The sequence below is a fragment of the Salinarimonas chemoclinalis genome (assembly GCF_041514305.1).
GTDB classification, from domain to species: Bacteria; Pseudomonadota; Alphaproteobacteria; order Rhizobiales; family Beijerinckiaceae; genus Salinarimonas; species Salinarimonas chemoclinalis.
Genome location: NZ_JBGMWH010000019.1, coordinates 43,039 through 68,053, shown reverse-complemented (window position 1 = coordinate 68,053; position 25,015 = coordinate 43,039). Strand labels below are relative to the sequence as shown.

19 protein-coding genes and 1 tRNA gene are annotated in these 25,015 nt (G+C 72.6%); 13 read left to right on the top strand and 7 right to left on the bottom strand.

The genetic code is table 11. From position 1 onward, the window contains the following. Positions 1 to 9: 9 nt before the first annotated feature. Positions 10 to 87: transfer RNA gene (locus tag AB9M23_RS19910), tRNA-Pro, on the bottom strand. Between the two features lie 89 nt (positions 88 to 176). After that, positions 177 to 1,025 carry a fumarylacetoacetate hydrolase family protein gene (locus tag AB9M23_RS19905; RefSeq protein WP_372426341.1) on the bottom strand — a complete coding sequence of 283 codons (849 nt, stop codon included), beginning with the start codon at positions 1,023 to 1,025 and terminating at the stop codon, positions 177 to 179. Positions 1,026 to 1,409: 384 nt separating this feature from the next. Here AB9M23_RS19905 and AB9M23_RS19900 point away from each other — a divergent pair, with 384 nt between their 5' ends. The 11 genes from AB9M23_RS19900 to AB9M23_RS19850 all read left to right on the top strand — a co-directional run bounded on the left by AB9M23_RS19900 (position 1,410) and on the right by AB9M23_RS19850 (position 10,065). Next, positions 1,410 to 2,720 (top strand): OmpP1/FadL family transporter, encoded by a 1,311-nt coding sequence (locus AB9M23_RS19900; protein WP_372426339.1) that lies wholly within the window; start codon positions 1,410 to 1,412, stop codon positions 2,718 to 2,720. Positions 2,721 to 2,795: 75 nt separating this feature from the next. Beyond that, a complete protein-coding gene (queA, locus tag AB9M23_RS19895) occupies positions 2,796 to 3,890 on the top strand; it encodes a tRNA preQ1(34) S-adenosylmethionine ribosyltransferase-isomerase QueA (protein WP_372426338.1) in 1,095 nt (364 codons plus the stop codon). Then, complete coding sequence (locus AB9M23_RS19890) at positions 3,887 to 4,462, top strand: hypothetical protein (RefSeq protein ID WP_372426337.1); 576 nt, start codon at positions 3,887 to 3,889, stop codon at positions 4,460 to 4,462. Before queA ends, AB9M23_RS19890 begins: the two co-directional genes overlap by 4 nt. Then, positions 4,459 to 5,622 carry a tRNA guanosine(34) transglycosylase Tgt gene (gene tgt, locus AB9M23_RS19885; RefSeq protein ID WP_372426336.1) on the top strand — a complete coding sequence of 388 codons (1,164 nt, stop codon included), beginning with the start codon at positions 4,459 to 4,461 and terminating at the stop codon, positions 5,620 to 5,622. Before AB9M23_RS19890 ends, tgt begins: the two co-directional genes overlap by 4 nt. Continuing rightward, positions 5,609 to 5,956 (top strand): hypothetical protein, encoded by a 348-nt coding sequence (locus AB9M23_RS19880; RefSeq protein ID WP_372426334.1) that lies wholly within the window; start codon positions 5,609 to 5,611, stop codon positions 5,954 to 5,956. The genes tgt and AB9M23_RS19880 overlap by 14 nt, the downstream gene beginning before the upstream one ends. Continuing rightward, complete coding sequence (locus AB9M23_RS19875) at positions 5,953 to 6,276, top strand: type II toxin-antitoxin system RelE/ParE family toxin (protein ID WP_372426333.1); 324 nt, start codon at positions 5,953 to 5,955, stop codon at positions 6,274 to 6,276. The genes AB9M23_RS19880 and AB9M23_RS19875 overlap by 4 nt, the downstream gene beginning before the upstream one ends. Before the next feature lie 147 nt (positions 6,277 to 6,423). Then, the gene (plsX, locus tag AB9M23_RS19870; RefSeq protein ID WP_372426332.1) at positions 6,424 to 7,458 is read left to right on the top strand and encodes a phosphate acyltransferase PlsX; all 1,035 of its coding nucleotides are present in this window, start codon (positions 6,424 to 6,426) and stop codon (positions 7,456 to 7,458) included. Between the two features lie 10 nt (positions 7,459 to 7,468). Beyond that, the gene (locus AB9M23_RS19865) at positions 7,469 to 8,446 is read left to right on the top strand and encodes a beta-ketoacyl-ACP synthase III (RefSeq protein ID WP_372426331.1); all 978 of its coding nucleotides are present in this window, start codon (positions 7,469 to 7,471) and stop codon (positions 8,444 to 8,446) included. Between the two features lie 94 nt (positions 8,447 to 8,540). Next, positions 8,541 to 8,855: an integration host factor subunit alpha gene (locus tag AB9M23_RS19860; protein ID WP_372426329.1), complete on the top strand. Its 315-nt coding sequence runs from the start codon at positions 8,541 to 8,543 to the stop codon at positions 8,853 to 8,855. A gap of 31 nt (positions 8,856 to 8,886) precedes the next feature. After that, positions 8,887 to 9,354, top strand: coding sequence for a MerR family transcriptional regulator (locus AB9M23_RS19855; protein ID WP_372426328.1), 468 nt, complete (start codon positions 8,887 to 8,889; stop codon positions 9,352 to 9,354). Between the two features lie 108 nt (positions 9,355 to 9,462). Then, a complete protein-coding gene (locus tag AB9M23_RS19850; RefSeq protein ID WP_372426327.1) occupies positions 9,463 to 10,065 on the top strand; it encodes an inner membrane-spanning protein YciB in 603 nt (200 codons plus the stop codon). Here the strand turns inward: AB9M23_RS19850 and AB9M23_RS19845 are convergent. From AB9M23_RS19845 to AB9M23_RS19835, 3 genes are read right to left on the bottom strand one after another with little or no spacing between them, the layout of a single operon-like run. Beyond that, entirely contained in the window at positions 9,998 to 10,963 is a 966-nt protein-coding gene (locus AB9M23_RS19845) for a dienelactone hydrolase family protein (protein WP_372426326.1), read from the bottom strand. The two genes, AB9M23_RS19850 and AB9M23_RS19845, sit on opposite strands and share 68 nt — an antisense overlap. 44 nt (positions 10,964 to 11,007) lie before the next feature. Next, complete coding sequence (locus tag AB9M23_RS19840) at positions 11,008 to 12,555, bottom strand: GH3 family acyl-acid amido synthetase (protein WP_372426325.1); 1,548 nt, start codon at positions 12,553 to 12,555, stop codon at positions 11,008 to 11,010. After that, positions 12,531 to 14,708, bottom strand: a complete 2,178-nt coding sequence (locus tag AB9M23_RS19835) for a penicillin acylase family protein (RefSeq protein WP_372426324.1) — start codon at positions 14,706 to 14,708, stop codon at positions 12,531 to 12,533. Before AB9M23_RS19835 ends, AB9M23_RS19840 begins: the two co-directional genes overlap by 25 nt. A gap of 225 nt (positions 14,709 to 14,933) precedes the next feature. On the opposite strand from AB9M23_RS19835, the gene AB9M23_RS19830 reads away from it, so the two are divergent. Further along, positions 14,934 to 15,863, top strand: a complete 930-nt coding sequence (locus tag AB9M23_RS19830; protein WP_372426323.1) for a protein-L-isoaspartate O-methyltransferase family protein — start codon at positions 14,934 to 14,936, stop codon at positions 15,861 to 15,863. A 51-nt stretch (positions 15,864 to 15,914) separates the two neighbouring features. Then, positions 15,915 to 18,026: a molybdopterin oxidoreductase family protein gene (locus tag AB9M23_RS19825; RefSeq protein ID WP_372426322.1), complete on the top strand. Its 2,112-nt coding sequence runs from the start codon at positions 15,915 to 15,917 to the stop codon at positions 18,024 to 18,026. Positions 18,027 to 18,266: 240 nt separating this feature from the next. Here the strand turns inward: AB9M23_RS19825 and AB9M23_RS19820 are convergent, their stop codons facing one another. Continuing rightward, positions 18,267 to 22,880, bottom strand: coding sequence for a translocation/assembly module TamB domain-containing protein (locus tag AB9M23_RS19820; protein WP_372426320.1), 4,614 nt, complete (start codon positions 22,878 to 22,880; stop codon positions 18,267 to 18,269). Next, positions 22,880 to 24,847, bottom strand: a complete 1,968-nt coding sequence (locus AB9M23_RS19815) for an autotransporter assembly complex protein TamA (RefSeq protein ID WP_372426319.1) — start codon at positions 24,845 to 24,847, stop codon at positions 22,880 to 22,882. The genes AB9M23_RS19820 and AB9M23_RS19815 overlap by 1 nt, the downstream gene beginning before the upstream one ends. Between the last annotated feature and the right edge of the window lie 168 nt (positions 24,848 to 25,015).

Genomic DNA, 25,015 nt, shown 5'->3' with positions numbered 1-25,015 from the left:
AAGAGAAAATGGTCGGAGCGGCGGGATTTGAACCCACGACCCCTTGTCCCCCAGACAAGTGCGCTAACCGGGCTGCGCTACGCTCCGACGTGAGAGGGGGATAACCGGTTCGGCCGGCGCGCGCAAGAGCGGATGCGCGCGCCCGGACGCGCACCGCCCTCCCCCCGTCGGGCGCCTCAGCCGGCGAACGCCCGCACCCGCTGCTCCTGCTCGCCGAGCTTCTCGATGCCGAGCCGCACGACGTCGCCCTCCTTCAGGTAGCGCGGCGGCTTCATGCCGAGGCCCACGCCGGGCGGCGTGCCGGTGGTGATCACGTCGCCGGGCTCGAGCGCCATGAAGTGGGAGATGTAGGAGACGAGCTGCGCACAGGAGAAGATCATCGTGCGCGTCGAGCCCGTCTGCATGCGCTGCCCGTTCACGTCGAGGAAGAGGGCGAGGTCCTGCGGGTCGCCCACCTCGTCGGCGGTGACGAGCCAGGGGCCGAGCGGGCCGAAGGTCGGGGCCGACTTGCCCTTCATCCACTGCCCGCCCCGCTCCATCTGGTATTCGCGCTCCGAAACGTCGTTGCACACGCAATAGCCCGCGACGTAGTCGAGCGCCTCGTTGGCGGCGACGTAGCTCGCGCGCCGGCCGATCACGATGGCGAGCTCCACCTCCCAGTCCGTCTTCTGCGAGCCCTTCGGCAACATGACGTCGTCGGTGGGCCCGACGATGCAGGACGGCGCCTTCGAGAACAGGATGGGCTCTGCGGGGATGGGCGAGCCGGTCTCGGCGGCGTGATCGGCGTAGTTGAGGCCGACCGCGATGAAGTGGCCGACATCGCCGATGCAGGCGCCGAGCCGCACGCCGTCGGGCGCCTTCGGCAGCGAGGCCGGGTCGAGCGCCGCGATGCGCGTGAGGGTCTGCGGCGCGAGCACCGGGCCGGAGACGTCGGGGATCTCGCCGGAGAGATCGCGGATCGCGCCGTCGGCGTCGATCAGTCCGGGACGCTCCTCGCCGGGCGCGCCATATCGAACGAGCTTCATGTGGTCCTCCTGTCGGCGCGCAGATTGGCCGCGCGGGGCGAGCCTGGCAACCACGCGAGGCGCATGGACCCGCTCGGCAGGGCCGCGCCGGCGCCGAGCGGTGTGGCTCCCGCGCAACGAGCGCCGGAATTTCGGCGGCTCGAGAACGCGAAACGGACGATCGTCCCAGGCGGAAAGCTCGACCCGGTGCGCAGGAGCCATGATCAAGCGACTGGCGCGTCTCGTGAATCGGCTCCCTTCGCCAATCGCCTGCCCGGGGTGGATGGGAATGCGGACCCGAAGCGACCTCGTCCCAGAGGTTGCGCGCCGCGCCGCGCCCGGAGATGATCGTTCACCTATGAACGAATCGAGCGTGCGCTCGCACAAGAACCGCAGGAAACGACCATGGCACCCTTCCGAAAGGCTCTCGTCCTCGCCGCCGTCTCGGCGACCGCCATCGCTGCCGCCGGGAATGCGAGCGCGAGTTCCTTCTCGCTGCGCTCCGGTCAGAGCGCCCAGGGTCTCGGCCTCTCCTTCGCGGGCGCGGCGTCCGGTGGCATCGGCCTCGGCGCCATGGCCTGGAATCCCGCGACGATCACGATGTTCCCGGGACGCAACAGCCAGCTCAACGCGACCTACATCCTGCCGCGGGCCGCGTTCACCTCGAACGACCCGCAGACCCTGGCGACGGCGGCGGCCCTCGGGCTCCAGCCGAACAGCGGCAACATCGGCGGCAACGGCGCCTTCGTCCCCGCGTCCTACACGAACTTCCAGGTCGGAGACCTCTACATCGGCTGGACGACGGGCGCGCCCTACGGTCTCAGCTCCAAGCCCGACAACCCGAACTTCGTCGGCCGACTCTACAACCGGTCGGCGTCGATCCGGACCATCAACGTCGCGCCGACGATCGGCTGGCGCGTCAACGACATGCTCGCGCTCGGCGCCGCGGTGCAGGCGCAGTACATCGACATCAGCCTGAAGCGCGCGCTCGCGAACGGTGCGACGTCCATCCTGGAAGGCGACGACATCGCGCTCGGCTTCCGCGTCGGAGCGACGCTGACGCCCTGGGAGGGCGCGACCTTCGGCATCGGCTACCGCTCCGCCGTCGAGCACGACCTCGAGGGGACGATCTCGCAGCCCGGCGCCAACCTGCCGATCAACGCCCGCCTCCACCTGCCGGACTCGATCACCGTCGGCTACTCGCAGAGGCTCGGCGATCGCTGGACGGTGCATCTGGGCGGCGAGTGGACCAACTGGAGCGTCTTCGACGACATCCCGATCCGCCTCGCGGCCAACAATGCCGTCATCCAGACGCTGAGCTTCCAGTACCGGGACAGCTACTATCTCTCCGGCGGCGTGGAGTACGCCTGGAACGACCGGCTGACGCTGCGGGGCGGCGTGGCCTACGAGTGGTCGGCCGTGTCCGATCGCGTCCGCACGACGATCATCTCCGACAACGACCGTCTGTGGCTCTCGGCGGGCTTCGGCTACCAGCTGACCGAGCAGCTGCGCCTCGACGGTGCGTACTCCCACCTCTTCGTGAAGGATGCACCGGTGAACCTGTCGCCGGGGTCGGGCAACCCGAGCTTCGCCGCCCCCGTCGTCTACCGCGGCGAGGCCGAGCCCTCGATCGACGTCGTCTCGGTGTCGCTGACCTACCGCTGGGACCGCCCGCAGGCGGCGACCGCGGTGCCGGGCGGCGTCTACAAGCCCTGACGAGCCGGCGAGCCGGCTCGGCTTGACCGCGCGGGCGGGCGGCGTCACAAGACGCCGCCTGTCGCGGGGAGGACCATGCGCGTCGACGACTTCGCCTTCGACCTGCCGGACGAGCGCATCGCCCTGCGCCCCGCCGAGCCGCGCGATGCCGCGCGGATGCTCGTCGTGCGGCCCGGCGCGAGCGCCGACGCCCGCCTCGAGGACCGGATCGTGCGCGATCTGCCCGACCTGCTGGAGCCGAACGACGTCCTCGTCCTAAACGACACCCGCGTCATCCCCGCGCGCCTCCACGCGCGGCGTACCCGGGGCGAGGCGGTCGCCGGCGTCGAGATCCTGTTGCACAAGCGCGAGGGGGGAAGCCGCTGGCGCGCCTTCGCCCGCCCCGCGAAGAAGCTCGCCGCCGGCGACCCGCTCGTCCTCGGCGACGCGGGAACGGAATTCGGCGCGCTGTCGGCAGTCGTCGCCGAGAAGGGCGAGGCCGGCGAGGTGGTGCTCGACTTCGCCGTCTCCGGCCCCGACCTCGACCTCGCCGTCGCCCGCATCGGCGAGATGCCGCTGCCGCCCTACATCGCCGGCAAGCGCGCCGCCGACGCCCGCGACGCGCGGGACTACCAGACGATCTACGCCCGCGAGGCGGGCGCCGTCGCCGCGCCGACGGCGGGCCTGCATTTCACGGACGACCTGTTCGCCCGGCTCGACGCGCGGGGCATCGCCCGGCATTTCGTCACGCTCCACGTCGGCGCCGGGACCTTCCTGCCGGTGAAGGCGGAGGACACCGCCGACCACCGCATGCATGCGGAATGGGGCACGATCACCGCGGAGACCGCGGACGCGCTCAACGCCGCGAGGGCCCGCGGCGGGCGGATCGTCGCGGTCGGCACCACCTCGCTGCGGCTCATCGAGAGCGCCGCACGCGCGGACGGCACGATCCCGCCCTTCTCCGGCGATACCGACATCTTCATCACCCCTGGCTTCCGCTTCCGCGCGGTCGACGTGCTGATGACGAACTTCCACCTGCCGCGCTCGACCCTGATGATGCTGGTCTCGGCCTTCTCCGGCCTCGAGACCATGCGCGCGGCCTACGCCCACGCGATCGCGAGCGGCTACCGCTTCTACTCCTTCGGCGATTCGAGCCTGCTGTGCCGGGCGGACGCCGGAGCCGGGCGATGAGCGCCGAGCCCGCCGCCGACCTCTTCGGCAGGCCGGCCGCACCGGTGCGGGCACGCGACGTCGACCTGCACTACGCGATCGTCACCGGCCCGGAGGACGAGGACGCCGTGCTGCGCCGCGCGGAGTGGGTCGAGCGCTTCATCGGCCCGCCACCGCCGGAGATGGGCCGCGTCGACCGCGTCGCCTATCGCGAGCTCGTCTCGGCCTACGTCTCGGGCCGGCACATGAGCTGCATCGCCCTCTCGGCCTGCGTGCTCGACCGGCACCTGAGCTGGATGTACCGCGTGCTCGGCCAGCGCTGGCGCGGCTCGCTGGACGAGAAGGTCGAGCGGCTGCGCGACCTCGATACGCCGGTGAGCTTCCTGCGCCCGAAGCTGCGCGCCCTGGTCACGGCGGCACGGGCGCTGGGCGTCGAGGCGCAGCCGCGTCCCGAGGCGTTGAACGAGGACGGCACGCCGATCACTTGGGAGGAGCGCCTCGCGCTCGACGCGCGCGAGGCCGCGTCCGCGACGATCTTCGTGATGACGCGTTTGCCCGCTCATCTGATGCGGGTGGCGAAAGGAAGCGCATGAGCGACGAATTCCTGTTCACCGTCTCCGCCCAGGACGGCGCTGCCCGCGCCGGCGAGGTGCGCATGCCCCGCGGCGTCATCCGCACGCCGGCCTTCATGCCCGTGGGCACCGCCGCTACGGTCAAGGCGATGTACCCCGACCAGGTCAAGGCGCTGGGCGCCGACGTCGTGCTCGGCAACGTCTACCACCTGATGCTGCGCCCGGGCGCGGAGCGCATCGCCCGGCTCGGCGGGTTGCACGCCTTCATGAACTGGCCCTGGCCGATCCTCACCGATTCCGGCGGCTTCCAGGTCATGTCGCTCGCGGGACTGCGCAAGCTCGACGAGGACGGCGTCACCTTCCAGTCCCACATCGACGGCTCGATGCACCGGCTCACCCCCGAGCGCTCGATCGAGATCCAGGGCCTGCTCGGCTCCGACATCCAGATGCAGCTCGACGAGTGCGTGAAGCTGCCCAACACGGACGAGGCCGTCGAGAAGGCCATGCGCCTCAGCTTGCGCTGGGCCGAGCGCTGCCGGATCGCCTTCGGCGAGCAGCCGGGCAAGGCCATGTTCGGCATCGTGCAGGGCGGAGCGAGCGCGCGGCTGCGCGTCGAGAGCGCGCGCGAGCTCGTCGGGCTCGACCTCAAGGGCTACGCCATCGGCGGGCTCGCCGTCGGCGAGCCGCAGGACGTCATGCTCTCGATGGTCGAGACGGTGGAGCCGCACCTGCCGCCCGCCAAGCCGCGCTACCTCATGGGCGTCGGCACGCCCGACGACATCGTCGAGTCCGTGCGCCGCGGCGTCGACATGTTCGACTGCGTGATGCCGACCCGCGCCGGCCGCCACGGCATGGCCTTCACCCGCTCCGGCCGGCTCAACCTCAAGAACGCGAAATACGCAGAGGACACCCGCCCGCTCGACGCCGGCTCCAAATGCGAGGCGGCCACCGCCTACTCCCGCGCCTACCTGCACCACCTCGTTCGGTCGAGCGAGATCCTCGGCATGATGCTGCTGACCTGGAACAACCTCGCCTACTACCAGGACCTGATGGCCGGCCTGCGCAAGGCCATCCGCGAGAGGCGGCTGGAGGACTTCGTCGCCGAGACGAAGGAGGGCTGGGCCAAGGGGGCGATGGACGAGGGGGCGGAGCCGGTCGCGGAGGGCGATGCGGCGCCCTGAACGGGCTCATCGTCTTGCCGCCGGCAGCGGGATGGAGTATGATTTAGTCATACTACTGGAGCGCGACATGACGATCAAGACGACGTTGAGCTTCACCGAACGCCATCACCGGTTTCTCATGGAGCAGGTCGAGAACGGCGTCTTCGCGACGGCGAGCGCCGGCGTGGCGGCCGCGATCGAGGACATGATGCGGGCGGAGGAGGAGCGCAGGCTCATGCTCCGCGCAATGGAAGACGTCCTCCGCGAGCGGATGGCGACGCCTCTCGAGGAGTACGTGGACGCGGAGGAGGCGTTCGCCGCGATCTCCGCGGAGCTCGGGCTGGACGACGAGTGAAGCGGTACCGGGTCCGGCTCCATCCGCGGGTCCATGACGACTTCCGCGCCATCGAGCGGAGCATGCGGCCGCACGCCGGGGCGGCGACCACGAAGCAGATTCTCCGCGAGCTGCGCCAAGCGGCATTGGCGCTCGCCGACACGCCGCACCGAGGCACGCTCAGGACCGAGCTCTTCTCGGGCCTGCGCGTGATCGGGGCGAGCCCGCGCGGCTCGATCGCCTTCAGCGTCGACGACGCGAAGCGCGAGGTCTTCGTTCACATCGTGTCCTACGGCGGCTTCGATTGGGAATCGCGCGTCCGGGATCGGCGCCGGCACTGATCCCAGCGCGCATCTTCCCGGCGCGCCCTTCCGAGCGCGGCGGGAGATTTCGGTTGCGGTGCCGGAACGGGTCGCTATGTTCCGGGCTCTTTCGCCCACGCTCCATCGGCCCCGATCCACCCTCGCGAAGGCACGCGCGCGCTGACGATGACGAAGACCATCCGGATCTCGCTCGACGCCATGGGCGGCGACCACGGCCCGTCCGTGGTGGTGCCGGGCGCCGCGCTCGCGCTGGAGCGCCATCCGGGCATGCGCTTCGTCATGTACGGGGACGAGGCCGTCGTCGCGCCGATTCTCGCCGCGCACCCGAAGCTGAAGGAGGCCACCGAGCTGCGCCACGCGGCCGTCTCGGTGACGATGGACGCCAAGCCGAGCCAGGCGTTGCGGGTCGGCCGCTACAAGTCCTCGATGTGGCTCGCCCTCCAGGCGGTGCGCGACGGCGACGCGCAGGTCTGCGTCTCGGCCGGCAACACCGGCGCGCTGATGGCGATGGCGATGTTCTGCCTCAAGACCATGCCGCAGGTGGACCGCCCGGCCATCGCGGCGATCTGGCCCACCGTGAGGGGCGAATCGATCGTGCTCGACGTCGGCGCCTCGATCGGCGCGGACGCCAGCCACTACGTGAACCTCGCCGTGCTCGGCGCCGCGATGGCACGCATCGTCTTCGACCTCGAGCGCCCGCTCGTCGGCCTGCTCAACGTCGGGCGCGAGGAGATCAAGGGGATCGAGGCGGTGAAGGAGGCCTCGCGCATGCTGCGCGAGGGGAATTTCCCGCACCTCGCCTATCACGGCTTCGTCGAGGGCGACGACATCGGCAAGGGCACGGTCGACGTCGTCGTCACCGAGGGCTTCACCGGCAACATCGCCCTCAAGACCGCCGAGGGCACGGCCAAGCAACTCGGCGAGTACCTGCGCGGCGCCATGAGCCGCTCGCTGATGGCCAAGATCGGCTACCTGTTCGCCAAGAGCGCCTTCGACGCGCTGAAGGCCAAGATGGACCCGAGCCGCTCCAACGGCGGCGTCTTCCTCGGGCTCGAGGGCGTCGTCATCAAGAGCCACGGCGGGGCGGACGCCAAGGGCGTCGCGGCGGCGATCGACATCGCCTACGACATGGCGCATTTCGACCTGATGCGAACCATCAGGGACATGCTCGAGGAGACGCCGGCCGTCCCGCCGGCGTGAGGAAGAGACCGTGATGAAGGTGCGTTCCGTCGTCAGGGGCTGCGGCTCCTACCTGCCGCCGAAGGTGGTCCCGAACGCGGATCTCGAGGGCATCGTCGCGACCTCGGACGAGTGGATCGTCCAGCGCACCGGCATCCGCAACCGCCACATCGCCGCCGAGGGCGAGACCACCTCGACGCTCGGCCTCGCCGCGGCGAAGGCGGCGCTGTCGGACGCCGGCATGACCGCGGACGACATCGACCTCATCGTCTGCGCCACCTCGACGCCCGACCACACCTTTCCCTCGACGGCGACGATGATCCAGGCCGGTCTCGGCATGCATCACGGCGCGGCGTTCGACGTGCAGGCGGTATGCACCGGCTTCGTCTACGCCGTCGCGGTCGCCGACAAGTTCCTCGCCTCGGGCTCGGCGCGCCGGGCGCTGGTGATCGGGGCCGAGACCTTCTCGCGCCTGCTCGACTGGACGGACCGCACCACCTGCGTGCTGTTCGGCGACGGCGCGGGCGCGATCGTGCTGGAGGCGCAGGAGGGGACCGGCACGAGCGCGGATCGTGGCGTGCTGACGACGCAGCTGCGCTCGGACGGGCGCTACCGCGACAAGCTCTACGTCGACGGCGGCCCGGGCTCGACGGGGACGACCGGGCACCTGCGCATGGAGGGCCGGGAGGTCTTCCGCTTCGCGGTCGGCATGGTGACCGACGTGGTCGAGGCCGCCTTCGAAGCGACCGGCACGAGCGCCGAGGAGCTCGACTGGTTCGTGCCCCACCAGGCCAACAAGCGCATCATCGACGCCTCGGCCGACAAGCTCGGCATCGCCCGCGAGAAGGTCGTGATCACGGTCGATCGCCACGGCAACACCTCGGCGGCCTCGATCCCGCTCGCGCTCGACGTGGCGTCCAGGGACGGGCGCCTGAAGCGGGGCGACCTCGTCATGCTGGAGGCGATCGGCGGCGGCTTCACCTGGGGCAGCGCCCTCATCCGTTGGTAGCGGGCGCGCGATTGTCGTCGCGCGGACTGTTGATTCACGGCGCGCCAGGGCCTAGCGTTTCGGGACGTGAGCGGCGGACGAGGGGGCTCATCTGATGGCGGGACGGACGGTGACGCGCGCTGATCTGTGCGAGGCGGTCTACCAGCGCGTGGGCCTGTCGCGTACCGAGTCCGCGGCGCTGGTCGAATCGGTTCTCGCCGAGATCTGCGATTGCCTCGAGCGCGGTGAGACCGTGAAGCTCTCCTCCTTCGGCTCCTTCGTCGTGCGCGAGAAGGGCGAGCGGATCGGCCGCAACCCCAAGACCGGCGTCGAGGTGCCGATCGAGCCGCGGCGCGTCATGGTCTTCAAGCCTTCTAACGTGCTCAAGGCGCGCATCAACGGCGAGAGCGTCGCGGACGGCGAGGACTGAGCCGGCCACGAGGACGCGAGCGGAGGGCGGCATGGACAAGGGACCCGAGGCCTTCCGGACGATCAGCGAGGTCGCCGAGGACCTCAACGTCCCCCAGCACGTCCTGCGCTTCTGGGAGACCAAGTTCGCGCAGATCAAGCCGCTCAAGCGCGGCGGCGGCCGGCGCTTCTACCGGCCCGAGGACGTCGACCTGCTGCGCGGCATCCGCCACCTGCTCTACGGCGAGGGCTACACGATCAAGGGCGTGCAGCGCATCCTCAAGAGCGAGGGCGTGCGTTTCGTGGCCGCCGTCGGCCGGGGCGAGGCCAAGGTCGAGCCGTCCCTCACCGGCGAGGGCGCGGAGGCCGAGCGCGGCGCCGACACCGCCGAGGAGGTCGCCTTCGCCAACCGCGAGCGCGAGACCGTCCTCTCCGACGAGGCCGCCCGCACGCTCCGCGGCGCCCTCGACGAGCTGATGGAATGCGAGCGCCTGCTCGCGGCCCTGCGCGAGCCGGGGTGAGGCGACGCCGCTCCGCGACCGGATCGCCGGAACGCCGTTCCCCGCCCACCGTTGTGCTCGACGCGGCCCCATCGCCGCGCGGGACGCCCGGGAGCGCGGATGGACGCGATGGCGCGAGAGACGACCCCCGCCGCGGCGGCGGTGCCGGTCCTGCGGCTGAAGGAGCGGCTGACCTACGAGCTCGGGCCCCTCGTCGCCTTCTTCGTCGGCAGCCAGCTGGGCGGGATCTTCGTCGGCACGGGCGTGTTCATGGGCGCGACCGTGCTCGCGCTCGCGGCGAACCTCCTGCGCGAGCACCGCGTGCCGCTCACGCCGCTGGCCTCGACGCTCGTCGTGCTCGCCTTCGGCGCCGCGAGCCTCCTCGCCGAGGAGTCCTGGATCATCATGATCCGGCCCACCGTCATGAACTGGTTCTACGCCGCGATCCTGCTCGGCGGCCTCGCCGCCGGGCGACTCGTCCTGAAGAGCGTGCTGCGCCGATCCCTCGTCCTCGACGGCACGCGGGCCTGGCGGGTGCTGACGCTGCGGGCGAGCGCGTACCTGATCCTCCTCGGCGTCCTCAACGAGATCACCTGGCGGTTCTTTCCCGTGGACGTCTGGGTGGCGTTCAAGACCTTCGCCGTCCTGCCCGCGAACCTCGCCTTCATCGCCGCGCAGGCGCCGTTCGTGCACCGCCATCGCGTGCCGCCGGCCGCCGCGGGCGATGCCTGAGCGCTTCCTCGAGGAACTCCGAGAGCCGCGCGTCGGTGCGCGCCGTCACGCCCTCGTCGCGCAGCATGTGGTAGCCGCGCGGATCGGCGTTGGCGGCGAGCGCAAGCGTGCGCGAGACGCGGCCCGCGATGGGAAGCCGCGTGCGCAGGTCCCGCAGGCGGTTCTTCCGATCCACCGCGAAGCGGCAGGAATAGAGGGAGAAGCGCACGAACGTCCTCTCGACGTTCTGGGAATCCCATTGGTGGTAGGTGTTCTCGAAGAGGTGAAAGCCCACACGCGAGCCGCCCCGGCGCAGGTCCTCGGCGATCTCGCGCGAGCGCTCCGGGTTCACGTTGCGGTCGAGCGCGCCGAGGAAGATCTCGACCGGCGCGCCGGTCGTCGTCGTGTCGTCGAAGCGCGGCACCGAGCAGCCGTAGTAGCTGACGTGGCCGGCGAAGCGCGGTCCATCGGCGCAGAACAGCTCGGCCATCTGGCGGTAGGCGGCGAGCACGGAGATCATGCCGCCGTAGGAGAAGCCCATAACGGCGACGCGAGCGGGGTCCACCATAGGCAGGCGCACCAGGTGCGCGAGCGCGGCGAAGGCGTCGGCGAGCATCATCGTCTCGGTGACCCGGAGCGCGCGAAGCGAGTGGTTCGCATAGGCCGCGCCGCGGCTGCCGAACGTGTCGACCGCGAGCGCGACGTAGCCCTCCCCGGCGAGCCGCTTCGCGTAGCGGATCTCGCGCTCGGCGATGATGCCGCCGAGCCCCGGCAGGATCACCACGGCGGGCAGGGACTTCGCCGTGGCGACTGCGCCCGGCGTGAGCAGGACGCCCTTGGCGGTGGTTTCGGGCGCGTCGCCCCGCACCATGTCGGCGAGCGTGAAGGGGCTCCGCGTCCGGAAGGTGATCTCGGCCATCTCGTTCGATCCTCGGACGGCGCGGCGCTCGACCGCGGCCGTGTTCAACGGCCGGCGGGAACCCGTGTTCCCGCCTCGGCCGCCCGCTCGAGGCTCGCGAGCAGCGCCGCGTCGCCCATGACGCGCGGCGGCTTGTTCTGGCCGCCGAGCTTGCCGCGCGCGCGCATCCAGCCCTCGAACGTGCCCCTCGGCGCGCAGATCAGCTCCGGCGCGGACAGCTGGCCGGCGTCGCGGTGGGAGGCGTAGTCGGCGTTGGCGTGCGCGAGCGCGACGTCGAGGGCGTCGCGCAGCGCCCGGGCGCGTTCCGCCGGCGGCGCGCCCTCGACGAGTTCGATCACGAAGAGATGGTGGTCGTGCGCCGCCCCGGCCGCCCTGTGCCGGGCGCCGACGGCGACCTCGACGAGGCCGAGCCCGGCACCACCGACGACCTCCGCCACCGCCCGGTCGATCTCCGCACCCGTGAGGTGCTCGCCGAAGGCGGAGAGCGTGAAGGCGGTCCGCCCGGCGAAGACAATCCGCGGCGGGTCCCTGGACACGAGCCGCACGAGATCGCCCACCTCGTAGGCCCACAAGCCGGCGTTGGTGGAGACCACGAGCGCGTAGTCGACGCCCACCTCGGCGTCGGCGAGCCCGAGCCGCGACGGCGCGGCGGTGCCCAGCGTCTCCGGTCGCACGAACTCGTAGTAGATGCCGGTGTCGACGAGAAGCCGCATTCCCGCCTCCGGCGGCCCGTCCTGGATGGCGAAGAACCCCTCGCTCGCCGGGTAGACCTCCTGGAGGCGGATGCCAGAGCCGGCGATCAGCCGTGCGAAGCGGGCCGCGTAGGGCGCGAAGGCGACGCCGCCGTGGATGATCAGCTCGAGCTGCGGCCAATAGGCCGCGAGCCGCTCGCCACGGGCGGGGTTGCTCGCGGCGAGCGTCTCGAAGAAGGCGAGGAGCCAGGTCGGGGTGCCGGAGATCGCGCGGATGTCCTGCGCGAGAGAGGCCGGGCCGAGCGCCGCGATCTTGCGCTCCCAGTCGGCCTCGAGCGCGAGCCGACGCGGCGGGAAGGTGCGCAGCCGCGCGAAGGCCGGCACGGTCGCCGCTGCGATCCCCGACAGGTCGCCCGCGCGGATTCCCGGCGCGAGGGGCTCGAGCGCGGTCGAGCCCCCGAGCATGAAGCTCTTGCCCGCGAGGACCCGCGAGCCGGGGCGGCTCGCCAGATGGTGCACGAGGACGTCGAGCGCCGCGCGGCGGTTCGCCGCCACCATCTCGGCGCTCACGGGGATGTATTTCGTGCGCCCGGTGGTCGTGCCCGACGAGAGGGCGAAGAACGGCATGCGCCCCGGCCAGGTCACGTCCTCGTGAACGGGGAAGCCCTCCTGCCACCAGCCGGACCACAACTCCTCATAGCCGCGTACCGGCACGCGGGCGCGGAAGTCGTCCGCCGAGCGTATCTCGGAAAAACCGTGCGCGCGCCCGAAGCGCGTGCCGGCGGCGCGGGCCACGAGATCGCGCAGGATGCGTGCTTGCGCTGCGACGGCGTCCTGCCCGTCGAGCACGCGGCGCCGCCGCGCGGCCCAGAGCCTCAGGAGCGGGGTGGCGTCGAGCATGGCGGTATCGCCGTGAGATGCGGGAAGTCGCGCGCGACGCCGGCCTCGCTCAACGGCAGCGGCATGGCCCGGCCCGCGCGCCAGAGCGGGAGCTGGTCGAGCATCGCCGTGCTGCCGAGCCAGCCGTCCTGGCCGCCGAGCAGCACGCCGGTGGCGCCGTCTTCCGCACCGAGGTCGCAGACGAAGCGGGCGATGGAGCCGTAGAAGGCGCGGTGCGGGCGCGGAACCGCGGGGTGCGCCGTCTTCATCACGGCGTCCGACGTGCCGCCGACGGGCATGTCGGCGAAGACGAGCCTGCGGCCGACGAGCGGCAGGCCGGCGAGCACGTGCGCGAGCCGCAGCCGATGGACGTCGCCCCAGGTCTCGTAGCGGCGCAGCTCCTTCGCCGTGGCGACGAGCGCCTTCGCCAGCGCGCTCACGAGCGCGGTGCGCGGCTCGTGAAGATCCTGCGCGATCAGCGTGCGGGCGGTGAAGAGCGCGCCGTAGAAGGCGCGCTCGGCCTTCGAATGGTAGTGCGCGCTGACGTGCGCCACGAGCAGCTCGAAGGCGAGCGCCCCGCGCGAGCTTTCCGGGTAGGATCCGTCCCAGTCCACGAGGAGCGGCACCACCTCGCCGCGGGCGGAGAGCACCTCGTCCTGCGAGGGGCCGCCCCGCCCCTCCCCGCGCTCGCCCGCCGCCTTCGCCAGGACGAGCAGCCGGTCCCGCAGCGCGAGCGCGCCGGGAACGGTGACGTCGCGCTGGAGCGCGACCATGTCGTCGAGCGTGACCGGGCGCGCCCGAGCGAGGACGGCGGCGATCCGCTCGGCCCGGTCGACGGGCGAATAGAAGTGGGCGAGCGGCGCGGGTCCGTCCTCCGGCCGGTCGTTGGCGGATACCACGAAGCCGCGCGCGGGATCCCGCTCGGGCGGGAAATCCTTGGCGGTGACGAAGCGCTCCCAGTGACGCGCGGCCTCGGGCTTCGAGATCAGGTCGGCGAGCGGCGCGTGCGGGCGGCGCGGGAGCTTGGCGGCGATCTGCTTTGCGATGCCGCCGGTCCGCTCGGCGACGACCCAGTTCTGGCCCGGCACCGCCATGCCGTCCGCCGCCTCGCGGAAGTCCTGGAAATTCTTCGCGCGGTTGAGCGCCAGCATCGAGGAGAGCTCGTCGGAGGGCTCGTGCCCGACCCACCGCAGCGCGTAGGTCGCCCCCATCGGCACCGCGTCGGAGATGATCGGGCCGTAGCGGCTCGTGCGGATCGCGACCGTCTCCGCGCCACCGCCGCGCACGCGGATCGTCTCGGAGCGCGAGTCGAACGGCTCGTAGCGCAGGTCCGAGAGATCGAAGAGGTCGGACGAGGCCGTGTGCGGCGCGGTCCCGCCCCAGGCGAGATCCCGGTTGCGCCCGAAGGCGGTGAAGGGCAGGCCCGGCAGCTGGAAGCCGACGCAATGATGGGAGGGCGAGCGGTAGCCCGCGCAGAGCCAGATGTTCGGCACCGAGATCGGCAGATGCGGATCGCCCGCGAGCAGCGCCGAGCCGGTGGCGCTGTGGTCGGCGTGGACCGCCCAGGCGTTCGAGCCCTTCAGGGCGCCGCCGAGCGCCCCGGCGAGCATCGTCTCGAGGTCGAAGCCGGCGAGGTTGGCGATCGAGCCCGTGCCGTTGGCGAGCAGCTTCTCCCACAGCCCGGGCCAGCCGGGCTCGCGCCGCAGCGGCACGAGCCGCAGCCAGATCAGCCAGTTCACGTCCGCCACCGCGGCGCGACCCACCGCCATCACGTCGGCGGCGGTCCAGCGCTCGCGGGAGAGCCCGAGCATGGCGAAATCCGGCGGGTCCTCGGGCGCGGTGTCGACCACGTGGTTGATCCCGTCGACGAAGCCCTCGAGCCACGCCCGCGTCTCGGGCGGTTGCATCGCCAGGATGCCGGGCACCGCGCGCGCGACGCCGAGCGTGCGCAGCGCCCGATCGACGTCGATCGCCGCCGGCCCCGCCATCTCGGCGACGCGGCCCCAGGCGACCTTGCGCAGCACCTCGAGCTGGGTGAGCCGCAGGTGCGCGTGCACGGCGCCGAGCGCCACGGCGCAGTCGCGATCGCAGCGCGCCGTGATCCAGGGCACGAGATGATCGTTCCAGCGGATCTCGACCGGCTCCGCCACCGGCAGCCCGTCTCGTGGGAACATCGTGCGCCGCGCCTCCCCGTCGAGGCCGGGCGGGCGGCCGCACGCCAGCACGGCCCGCGAGAGAAGGGCGAAGGATCGCGCGAGGCGAAGGGAGTGAGCGAGCCTGGACACGGCGGGGGAACGACGCCGGGAGGGCGGCGGTTCCGGCGTCGAAAAGCACGCGAAGAGTGTGGCACACAACCGATTGTGCCGCTATGATGGGGCTCCTCCCCCGAGGATCGCCCGATGACCGATCGAGACTTCACCGAGGACGCGCTCGCCATCGTGCGCCGCGCCTTCGCGCGCCAGATGATGTGCCACGCCCACCGGTCACACTCCGCGCTGGAGGCGGCCTTCGCCACCGAGCCGCGGGAGCGCTATCTCGGCCCGCCGCCATGGCGGATGGCCTCGCCCGGCGGCTATCGCGACGTGCCGAGCACCGACCCGGTGGTCCTCTACCAGGACGGCCTGTTCGCGCTGGCCGAGGAGCGGCGGGTGAACAACGGCAGCCCTTCGCTCCACGCCCGCTGGCTCGCCGCGCTCGCGCCGAGGCCGGCGGAGCGCGTGCTGCACGTCGGCACGGGCACGGGCTACTACACCGCGCTCCTCGCCCGCTGCGTCGGAGAGAGCGGTCGCGTGCTCGGCGTCGAGGTCGACCCTGCGCTCGCCGCGGCGGCGCGGGCGAACCTCGCACATCTGCCGCAGGCGCGGGTCTTCGTCGGCGACGGCGCCCGCTTCCCCGAGGGGGAGGAGGAGGTCGACCTCGTCTACGTCAACGCCAGCGTCGAGCGCCCGGCGCCCGGCTGGCTCGATCGTCTCGCCGTCGGCGGCCGCATCCTGTTTCCGCTCGGCGTTCCGGGGGAGGACCGACCGGGGAGCCGGCTCGCGAGCACGGGCATCGGCTTCGGCCTGCTGGCGAGGCGCCGCGGCGCGGGAGACGGAGTCTTCGCCGCCCGGGCGATCGGCCCCGCGCAGTTCGTGCGGGCCGAGAGCGACGCCGGCGTGCTCGCCGCGACGCCCGAGGAGCGCGGATCCCTTCAGCGCGCGCTGAAGGGCGGTGGCGCGGAGTTCGTGCGCAGCCTGCGCTGGCGCATCCCGCCCTCGGCCTCCGGCACCTGGCACGCAGGGCCCGACTGGTCGCTCTCCTACGAGGAGCCCTCCCCCGACGATCCCTGACGCGCGCGCCTCGCCCTTCCCGGCGGCTCCGATCTCTGGCAGAATCATCCCATGAACGCACCCCCTCGCATCGCCCGCCGCAAGTCGGTCTGCCCGCACGACTGCCCCTCCACCTGCGCGCTCGAGGTCGAGGTGCTCGACGCGCGCACGATCGGGCGCGTCCACGGAGACCCGACGCAGAGCTACACCGCCGGCGTGATCTGCGCGAAGGTCGCGCGCTACGCCGAGCGCATCCACCACCCCGACCGGCTCACCCACCCGCTGATCCGCACCGGCACGAAGGGCGCGAACGGGGGCGCGAACGGGGGCGCGGGCGCCTTCCGGCGCGCGACGTGGGACGAGGCGCTCGACCTCGTGGCCGAGCGCTTCCTCGCGGCGGAGGCGGCGCACGGGTCCCAGACCGTCTGGCCGTACTACTACGCCGGCACGATGGGCCTCGTGATGCGCGACGGCATCCATCGCCTGCGCCACGCCAGGCGCTATTCCGGCATGTTCTCCACCTTCTGCACGAACATGGCCTGGACCGGCTTCATCGCCGGCACCGGCCGCCTCGCGGGGCCGGACCCGCGGGAGATGGCGAAGGCGGACTGCGTCGTCATCTGGGGCACCAACGCCGTGCACACCCAGGTCAACGTGATGACCCACGCGATCCGCGCCCGCAAGGAACGCGGGGCGAAGATCGTCGTCGTCGACGTCTACGACAACGCCACGATGAAGCAGGCGGACGTGAAACTCCTGCTGCGCCCGGGCACGGACGGGGCTCTCGCCTGCGCGGTCATGCACGCCCTCTTCCGAGACGGCCTCGCCGACTGGGACTACCTGCGCCGCTACACGGACTGCCCGGACGACCTCGCCGCCCACCTCGGGACCCGCGGGCCCGCCTGGGGCGAGGCGATCACCGGCATCCCGGCCGCCGAGATCGAGGCCTTCGCCCGGCTCGTCGGCGAGACGAAGCGCACCTATTTCCGGCTGGGCTACGGCTTCACCCGCCAGCGCAACGGCGCGGTGAGCATGCACGCCGCCTCCTGCATCGCCGCCGTCACCGGCGCCTGGCAGGTCGAGGGCGGCGGCGCCTTCCACAACAACGGCGCGATCTACCATTGGGACAAGTCGCTGATCGAGGGCCACGACCTTCGCGACCCGTCGGTGCGCATGCTGGACCAATCCCAGATCGGCCGCGTGCTCACCGGGGACGCCGAGGCCCTTTGCGGCGGGCCGCCGGTGACGGCGCTCTTCATCCAGAACTCGAACCCGGTCTCGGTCGCGCCGGAGCAGGAGCTGGTCAAGCGCGGCTTCGCGCGCGACGACCTCTTCACCGTCGTGCACGAGCAGTTCCTCACCGAGACCGCGGCCTATGCCGACGTGGTGCTGCCCGCGACGATGTTCCTCGAACACGACGACCTCTACCAGGGCGGGGGGCACCAGCACATCCAGCTCGGGCCGAAGCTCGTCGAGCCGCCCGGCGAGTGCCGCTCCAACCACGAGGTGATCTGCGCGCTGGCCGAGCGGCTGGGCGCCACGCATCGCGGCTTCTCGATGAGCCCTCGGGCGATCATCGACGAGACGCTGTCGTCGTCCGGCTGGGGCTCGCTCGCGGCGCTGGAGGAGGCGGCGTTCGCGGACGTGCAGCCGCCCTTCGAGACCGCGCACTACCTCGACGGCTTCGCCTGGCCCGACGGGAAGTTCCGCTTCCGTCCGGACTGGTCGCGCGTCCCCGCCCCCAACGCGGGGACGATGGGTCCCTGGGCCGAGATGCCCGCCCTCCCCGACCATTGGGCCGTCACCGAGGAGCCGACCGAGGCGTTCCCCTTCCGCCTGGCGACGAGCCCCGCGCGGCACTTCCTCAACTCGACCTTCACGGAGACGCCGACCTCCAAGGCCAAGGAGGAGCGTCCGACCGTGATGATCCACCCGGCGGACGCCGCCGCGCACGGGATCGCCGAGGGCGCCTGGGTGGCGCTGGAGAACGCCCGCGGGCGCGTGCTCGTCGTGGCGCGCCTGTTCGAGGGCGTGCGCCGCGGCGTGCTGATCGCCGAGGGCATCTGGCCCAACGCCGCGCATCCGGACGGGCGGGGGATCAACACGCTCTCGGGCGCGGACCAGGTCGCGCCGTACGGCGGCGCGGCGTTCCACGACATCCGGGTGCGTTTTGGGGCGGCGTAACGCACATCCAGCGCCGAGAGGGCTCCCCGCCGCTCGATGACGGAATGGCGGTCACGCAACACCCGAACGGCGGCGTTCATCGTCCTTCCCTGCAGGGGAAGGTGGCGCCGGCGAAGCCGGTGACGGATGGGGCGCAGCGCGTAGCGACGCGTTCCGCGACGCGGAAGGCTCCGTGTCCGCCCTCCGTGTCCGCCGCAGCCGCCGCAATTCGGCTTCGCCGAACGCGCGTCCCGCGCGCCCTCAATACTCGATTTCGTAGCCCACGCCGACCGACGAGCGCCCGTCGGCGCCGACGGCGCCCTGGAAGCGCAGGCGGTCGGTGAGGTCGATGTCCAGCGACACGCCGGTGTCGTCCGGGCGGGCGCCGGCGCGGATGCCCAGGCGGACGTTGTCGGCGATGTAGCGCCCGATGCCCACCGTCGGCCCGCCCTCCCCGGCCGAGATGTCGAGGCTGTCGACGCCCAGGCTCTTGCGGATCTCCTCGAAGACGCCGGCGCCCCCGCCGGCGAGGCTCGCGACCCCCTGCGCCAGTTGGAGTGCCTGGCCGGCAGACAGGCCACCCGCGGCGCGTCCGAACAGGATGCGCGACAGGATCTCGTCGTCGGGCAGGTCCGGCGTCGAGGAGAGCTCGAAGCGGGGGGCGGTGGCAGGGCCGCGCACCGCGATCTGCGCGGTGATGCCGTCGGCGAGCGTCTGCGCGACGAGATCGAGGGACGGGATCAGCGAGCCCGCGAAGGTCAGCCGCCCGCGGGTGAAGTCGAGCCGCCGTCCGAGGATGTCGAGCCGCCCGCGCCGCAGGTCGAAGGCGCCGACGGCGTCTGGATCGCTGGTCGTTCCCGTGAGCCGCAAGCGTCCGCCGAGTTCGGCGTCGACGCCGCGGCCGCGCACGAAGATCTGGTTCTGCGCGATCACCGTGAGGTCGAGGCGCGCGTCGAACGGCACCCCACCGGCGCCGGCCTCCCGCGCCGCCCGCTCGCGCGCCAGCGCGAGGCGCGCCGCCGCCTGCGGCGGCGGGTCGACGTGCTCGGTCCCCGGGAGGGGCTCGAGCGTCGTCGGCAGGGTGTCGGGGATGGTGACGTCGAGGGTCGCGAGGTCGACGCTGCCCGCGATCGTCGGCGTCGTCGCGAGCGGGCCGGTGATGTCCAGGTCGAGATCGGCGACCGCCGTGAGCAGGTCCGAGCTCAGGAGCTGCGCGTCGCGGCCGGTGATCGTCAGGTCGGCCGGATAGCCGGCACGCAGGCCGACGCTGCCGCCGACGGACAGCGAGCCGCCGTTGGGCGTCTGCGCGGTCAGATCGGCGATGCGCACGCTGTCGCCCTCGGCGGCGACGCGCCCCGCGATGCCGGTGAGGGCGATGCCCCGCAGGTCGTCTCGGAACGTGCCGCCGGAGAGGGTGGCGCCGCCGGTCACCTGCGGATCCGAGAACGTGCCCCCGACGTCGAGGTCCACCTGCGCCTGCCCGCCGACGCGCTGGCCGGGATCGAGGAAACGCGACAGCGGGTCGAGCGTCACCGGGCCGGTCACGGCGAGGTCGATCCTCCCCGAGGGGTCGAGCGGCACCGAGCCGTCGACCGAGAGCGTGCCGAGCGGCGGCGCGGAGACGCTGGCGTCGATCGTGGCCCTCTCACCGGTGAGCCGGCCGCTGGCGCCGATGTCGATCGCGGCGATGCCGGCGTCGCGCGCCTGCGCGAGCGACAACGCGTCGATGTCGAGATCGTAGGTGCCCGTCGGCGCAGCGAGGGTGCCGCCGAGATCGGCCGCGCCCGAGAGCGTGCCGGAAACGTCGAGGTCCGGCGCCACGGCGCGGGCGAGCGCGAGCGGAACGGAGCGCGCGGTCACGTCGAGGTCGATCTCGCCCGACGGGTCGAGCGGGACGGAGCCCGAGACCGCGAGCCGCCCGCCACCCACCGCGAGCGTGGCGTCGACGGTGGCCCGCTCGCCGGTGAAGGTGCCCCGCGCATCGAGATCGACGCCCGGCAGGCGCGCCGCGCGCAGCTGCGGCACTGAGAAGCCGGAGACCGAGAGGTCGTAGGTCCCCTCGGGAGCGGAGGTCGTGCCCGAGACATCGATCGTGCCGTTCGCGACGCCCGCGATCCCGAGATCGGGCACGAAGATCTCCGCCACCGAGAGCGGCAGGTCGGCGATGCGCGCCTCGAGATCGAGCGTCTCCCCGACCGTGCCGTCGACCGCCACGATGCCGCCGTCGGCGCGCAGCAGCACGCCGTCGATCGCGACCGCGCGGTCGGCGATCGTCACCGAGGCCTCCTCGGCGAGCGCGACGCTGCGCCCGTCGCGCGTGGCGCGGAAGTCGGAGAGCGCGATGGTGATCGCCTCGCCCTGCGGCACGATCCGCCCCTCGGCTGAGAGGTCGAACCCCTGTGCGGTCGCGGAGGCGGTGAAGGCCGTCTCCTGCGGCGTGCCGTCGAAGGCGAGGTCGACGCGCTCGAAGGTCTGGCCTCCGACGACGAGCCGCTGCGCCCGCACGGCGCCGTTCAGCACCGGCGTGCGGAAGAGATCGCGCCCACGCACGTCGACGAACACATCGGAGAGAGCCACGTCGCCGACCCGCAGCGACGAGCCCTCGGCCATGATGTCGGCATTCTGGCCGCCGTCCTCCACGGCGAGCGAGACGTCGGCCTCCAGCGACCCGCCGAGCTCGGTGAGAAGCAGCGGCGCGAGGTCGGAGAGGTCCCCCGCGTCGAGGCGGATGGCGCCCGCCGCGAGGCCGGCGTCGCCGACGGCGAGGTCGCCCGCGAGAACGACCGATCCGATCGTCAGGTCGAGCGCCTCGAGCGCGAGGCCGCCGCCGTCCGTGCGCCGCACGCGCGCGGTGCCCTCGGCCGCCTCCCCGGCGACGCTGCCCGACAGCGCGACGTCCGCGTCGAGGTCGCCGGTCACGTCCTGAGCGGCGAGACGGAGGTCGAGCCGCTCGATCGGCCGCTCCATCGCGACGACGTCGCGCAGCGAGACGGTCGCGGCGACGTCCGGCGTCGCGAGCGATCCCGTGAGCCGCGCCCGCGCCGTCGCGCGCCCGGCATCGACGCGTTCGTCCAGGGGCGCGAGCGTCGGAATCGTGACGTCGAGCGTGAGGTCCGCGTCCTCGTCCGTCGCACGCCCGTCGGCGACGAGCATGAGGTTCGCGCCGTCGAGCATCAGGTTGGTGAGGCCGAACCCGCCCGGGATCCGCTGCACGGTGCCCGACAGGGTGGCGGTGTCGCCGACGAGGCCGTCGATCGCCGCGATGCCGCTCTCGAAGCCGTCGAGCGTGCCGGCGAGCTGCGCGGTGATCAGCTCGGCGGACGGATCGCCGACGACGCGCGCCTCGACGTCGGCCGAGCCGGAGAGGTCGAGCCCGGCCAGGCGCGAGAAGGCGGCGAGATCCGCGATCGCGGCGTCGAGCGTGCCGTCGAGCACGCTCGCGCCGACGCGGCCGGCGAAGGTCGCGGACGCCGTGCGCGTCTCGATCGCCGCCGTCTCGACGTCGGCGACGCCCTCGGCGCTCACCTCGCCGCGCGCGACGACCGAGAGGCTCGACCCGATCGCGTCCTGGAGCGCCGGATCGGCGAAGGTGAGGCCCTGCGCATCCGCGTCGAGACCGAACGAGAAGCGGGTGGGCGGATCGTCGGTGCCGACCGGCGCGGAGTCCACCGTCAGGTCGAGGCTGTCGAGGGAGACGACGGGCGTCGCGACGTCGCGCGCCACGATCTCGCCGTCGATGCGCGGCGCCTGCAGCGATCCGTTCACGGAGACGTCGAGGGCCAGTTCGCCGATGCGCGCGCGACCCGCCTCGGTGACGCCGCCCTGCGTCGGCAGCGCGCGGCCCGCGACGGCGAGATCGAGCAAGCCCTCCGGCCCGATCGCGCCACCGACGGTCAGCTCGGCGACGGGCGAGGCGAGGCGCACGCCGTCGAGCGCGATGCGGCCGCCGTCGCCCACGGTGACGTCGCCGGAAAGCCGCGTCGTGCCCTCGAAGATCGGCGCCACCGCCTCCGGCAGGAGCCCGGCGATGCGCGCGGCGAGGTCGAGATCGAGTGCGTAGGCGCCGTCGACGCGCCGGACCGTCGCACGCCCGTCGGCACCGATCGTCGGCCCCGCCTCGAAGTCGAGGTTCGCCGCGAAATCCTCGAGCGGCCCCTCGCCCTGCAGCGAGAGGCGCACGGGCGGGAGGCCGGGCAGGTCGGCGAGGCGCGCGACGAGACCGCCGGCGGGCTCGTCGAGGGTGACGTCGAGCGCGAGCGTGTTCGCGACGGGCAGGTAGGCGACGTCGGCGCCGAAGCTGCCGGGCGCGTCCAGACGCTCGGCGGCGAAGGCGAGCGTGATCCCCTGCTCCGGGTTCCCGATGCGCGTCGAGCCCTCGGCGGACAGCCGCGCGGCGGTGCCGAGCACCGGCTCGCCGAGTACGAGCTCCTCCAGCGCGAAGCGATCGACGACGACCTCGAGCGGCAGCTCCGGGAACAGCGGCCCGTCCTCGACGTCCTGCGCGTCGACGTTCTCGCCGGGCGCGGGCGGGCGCTCGACGGTGAGCGTACCGAGCGTCAGCTCGGTCACCTCGAGCCGGCGCTGGAAGATCAGCGCCGAGCGGCTCCAATCGATCGTGGCGCGGTCGAGCGAGAGCCAGACGCCCTCCTCGTCCGAGATCCGGATGTCGCGGATCGTCGCCTCCGACGAGAGCGCGCCCTCGACGGCACCGATCGAGATCTGCTGGGTCGGCGTCGACAGCAGGTTCGAGATCAGCCCCGCCAGGACGCCCTGGTCCTCCTGCGCGCGCAGGGCCGACGTCGCGAAGACGCCCGCGCCGAGAGCGGTACCGGCGAGGCCGACGGCGAGGAGGAACGTCCGCGTGCGCATCGTCATCAGAAGGCCTGCCCGATGCCGAGGTAGAGCCCGAACGCGTCGTCTCCCTTCCCGGGGTTGAGCGGAAAGGCGATGTCGGCGCGCAGCGGGCCGATCGCCGTGTGGTAACGCACGCCGATGCCCGCGGCGAAGCGCAGCTCCTCGTCGAAGCTCGGGTAGCTCTCGCGGAAGGCCGAGCCGGCGTCGACGAAAGGCACGATGCCGATCGTGTTCGTCACGCGCAGGCGCGCCTCGAGGGATGCCTCGAAGAGCGAGCGCCCGCCGATCGGCTCCCTCCCGATCCGCGGGCCGAGGCTGCGATAGGCGTAGCCGCGCACCGAGCCGCCGCCGCCGGCGTAGAAGCGCCGGTTGGCCGGCACCTCGTTCAGCTCCGCCCCGGCGATCGAGCCGAGACCGACGCGCGCGGCGACGACGAAGCGCTTCCGCGCGTCCAGCGGCAGGTAGACGGAGCCGTCGGCCCGCGCGTAGGTGAAGGCGGTGGTCGAGCCGAAGGCCTCGAGATAGGGCGTCACGCCGGCGCGCAGGCGGTAGCCCTCGCGCGGGCCGAGGCGCGAGTCGCTGCCGTCGAGCTCGGCCGAGAGCAGCAGGCCCACCAGCGTGTAGTCGTACTTGCCGAGCACGTCCGTGCCGCGCCCGGTCTCGTACTCGATGCCGGCCTGGACGTTGAAGCCGTCGCCGAAGCGGTGGCGGATACCGGCGGTCACGTTCACGAGCTCGGCGGTGTAGCCGGCGGTGCGGTCGCGCGAGACGAACGCGTCCGCCAGGAAGTCGTTGCGGGTGCCCCAGAGCGCAGGCTTGATGAAGCTCGCCGAGACCTTGCCGCCGACGTCGTCCCACCACTCGTCCGCATTGCGCTGCGCGCGCGCGCCGGTCTGGGTGAGGTAGAGCGCGGTCGCCTCCAGCCGCAGCCGCTCGGCCCCGCCGAAGAGGTTGCGGTGCGCCCAGTAGATCGACGCCGCCGGTCCGTCGGACGTGGAATAGCTCGCCGAGACGCCGAAGAGGCGCTTCAGGCGCTCGGAGACGACGACCTCGAGCGGCAGGTCGCCGTTCTGGTCGAGCGCATTCGCCTCGTTCACGCGCACCGACGAGATCGCCTCGATCCGGCCGATCGAGCGGCGGATGGCGGCGAGCGCGTCGGGCGAGTACGGATCGCCGGGCTCGGTGTAGATGAAGGAGCGGATGACGGACTCGGGCACGTCCTCGTTGCCGCCGACCGCGATCGGGCCGATGCCGGCGACGGGGCCCGGCTCGACGCGGATCGTGAGGTCGAGCGCCCGCTCGGGGTGGACCACCACGGGGTCGATGCCGGCGATGGCGGCCAGCGGTCGGGAGGCGGCGCGGTAGTAGTCGACGATGTTCGCCTGGGCGGCCAGGATCGCCGCGCTCGCGGCCTCGTCGCCGGGCTCGAGCGCGTACACGCCCTCGGGCAGCGCCAGCGGCCCGCCGTCGGGGCCGAGCACCCGCAGCGCGCGCACGCGGAAGACCTCGCCCGGCTCGACCGTCACGCGCACGGGCACGAGCGCGCCGCCGCGGAACCCGCGCGCGGCGGCGGCCGCGGCCGCGGCGTTCTCGCCACGGATCGTGAGCGGCACGCCGGCGACATCGATCCGCACGCGCGCATTGTAGTATCCGAGGCCCCAGAGGGCGTCGATGAAGGGGACGAGATCGCTCTGCGCCCGGCGGACCAGCGCCTCGGCGTCCGGCGGCGGGTCGCCCCGCAGCCGGTAGAGTGTGGAAATGGTCTCGAAGGCGTCCTCGATGTCGACCTCGCCCTCGACGACGATGTCGAGGTCGTAGGGCAACGCCTCGGCACTCGGCGCGGGCGGCTCCTCGTCGCCGCCGCCGAACAGGCCGAAGAAGTCGAACTGCGCGCGCGCCGGCGGCGCCGGCAGCGTGAGGCCGAGCGCGACGAGGAAGACGAGCAACGCTTTCGTCTTCCGCCCCTCGTCCTGGTTCCGCAACGCCATACACGTCCCCGCAGCGTTCGACGCGAGTCCACGCGCCGCAGCCGGTTATGAGGTCGTCCGCACCCCCGTGAACCCCGAGATCAGCACGAAACCTTCGTCGTGGCAATTACGCATCATAGAGCGGGAATTTTCTCCTGTCCCGCCTTCGGGCTGCGACCGATCGCGTCA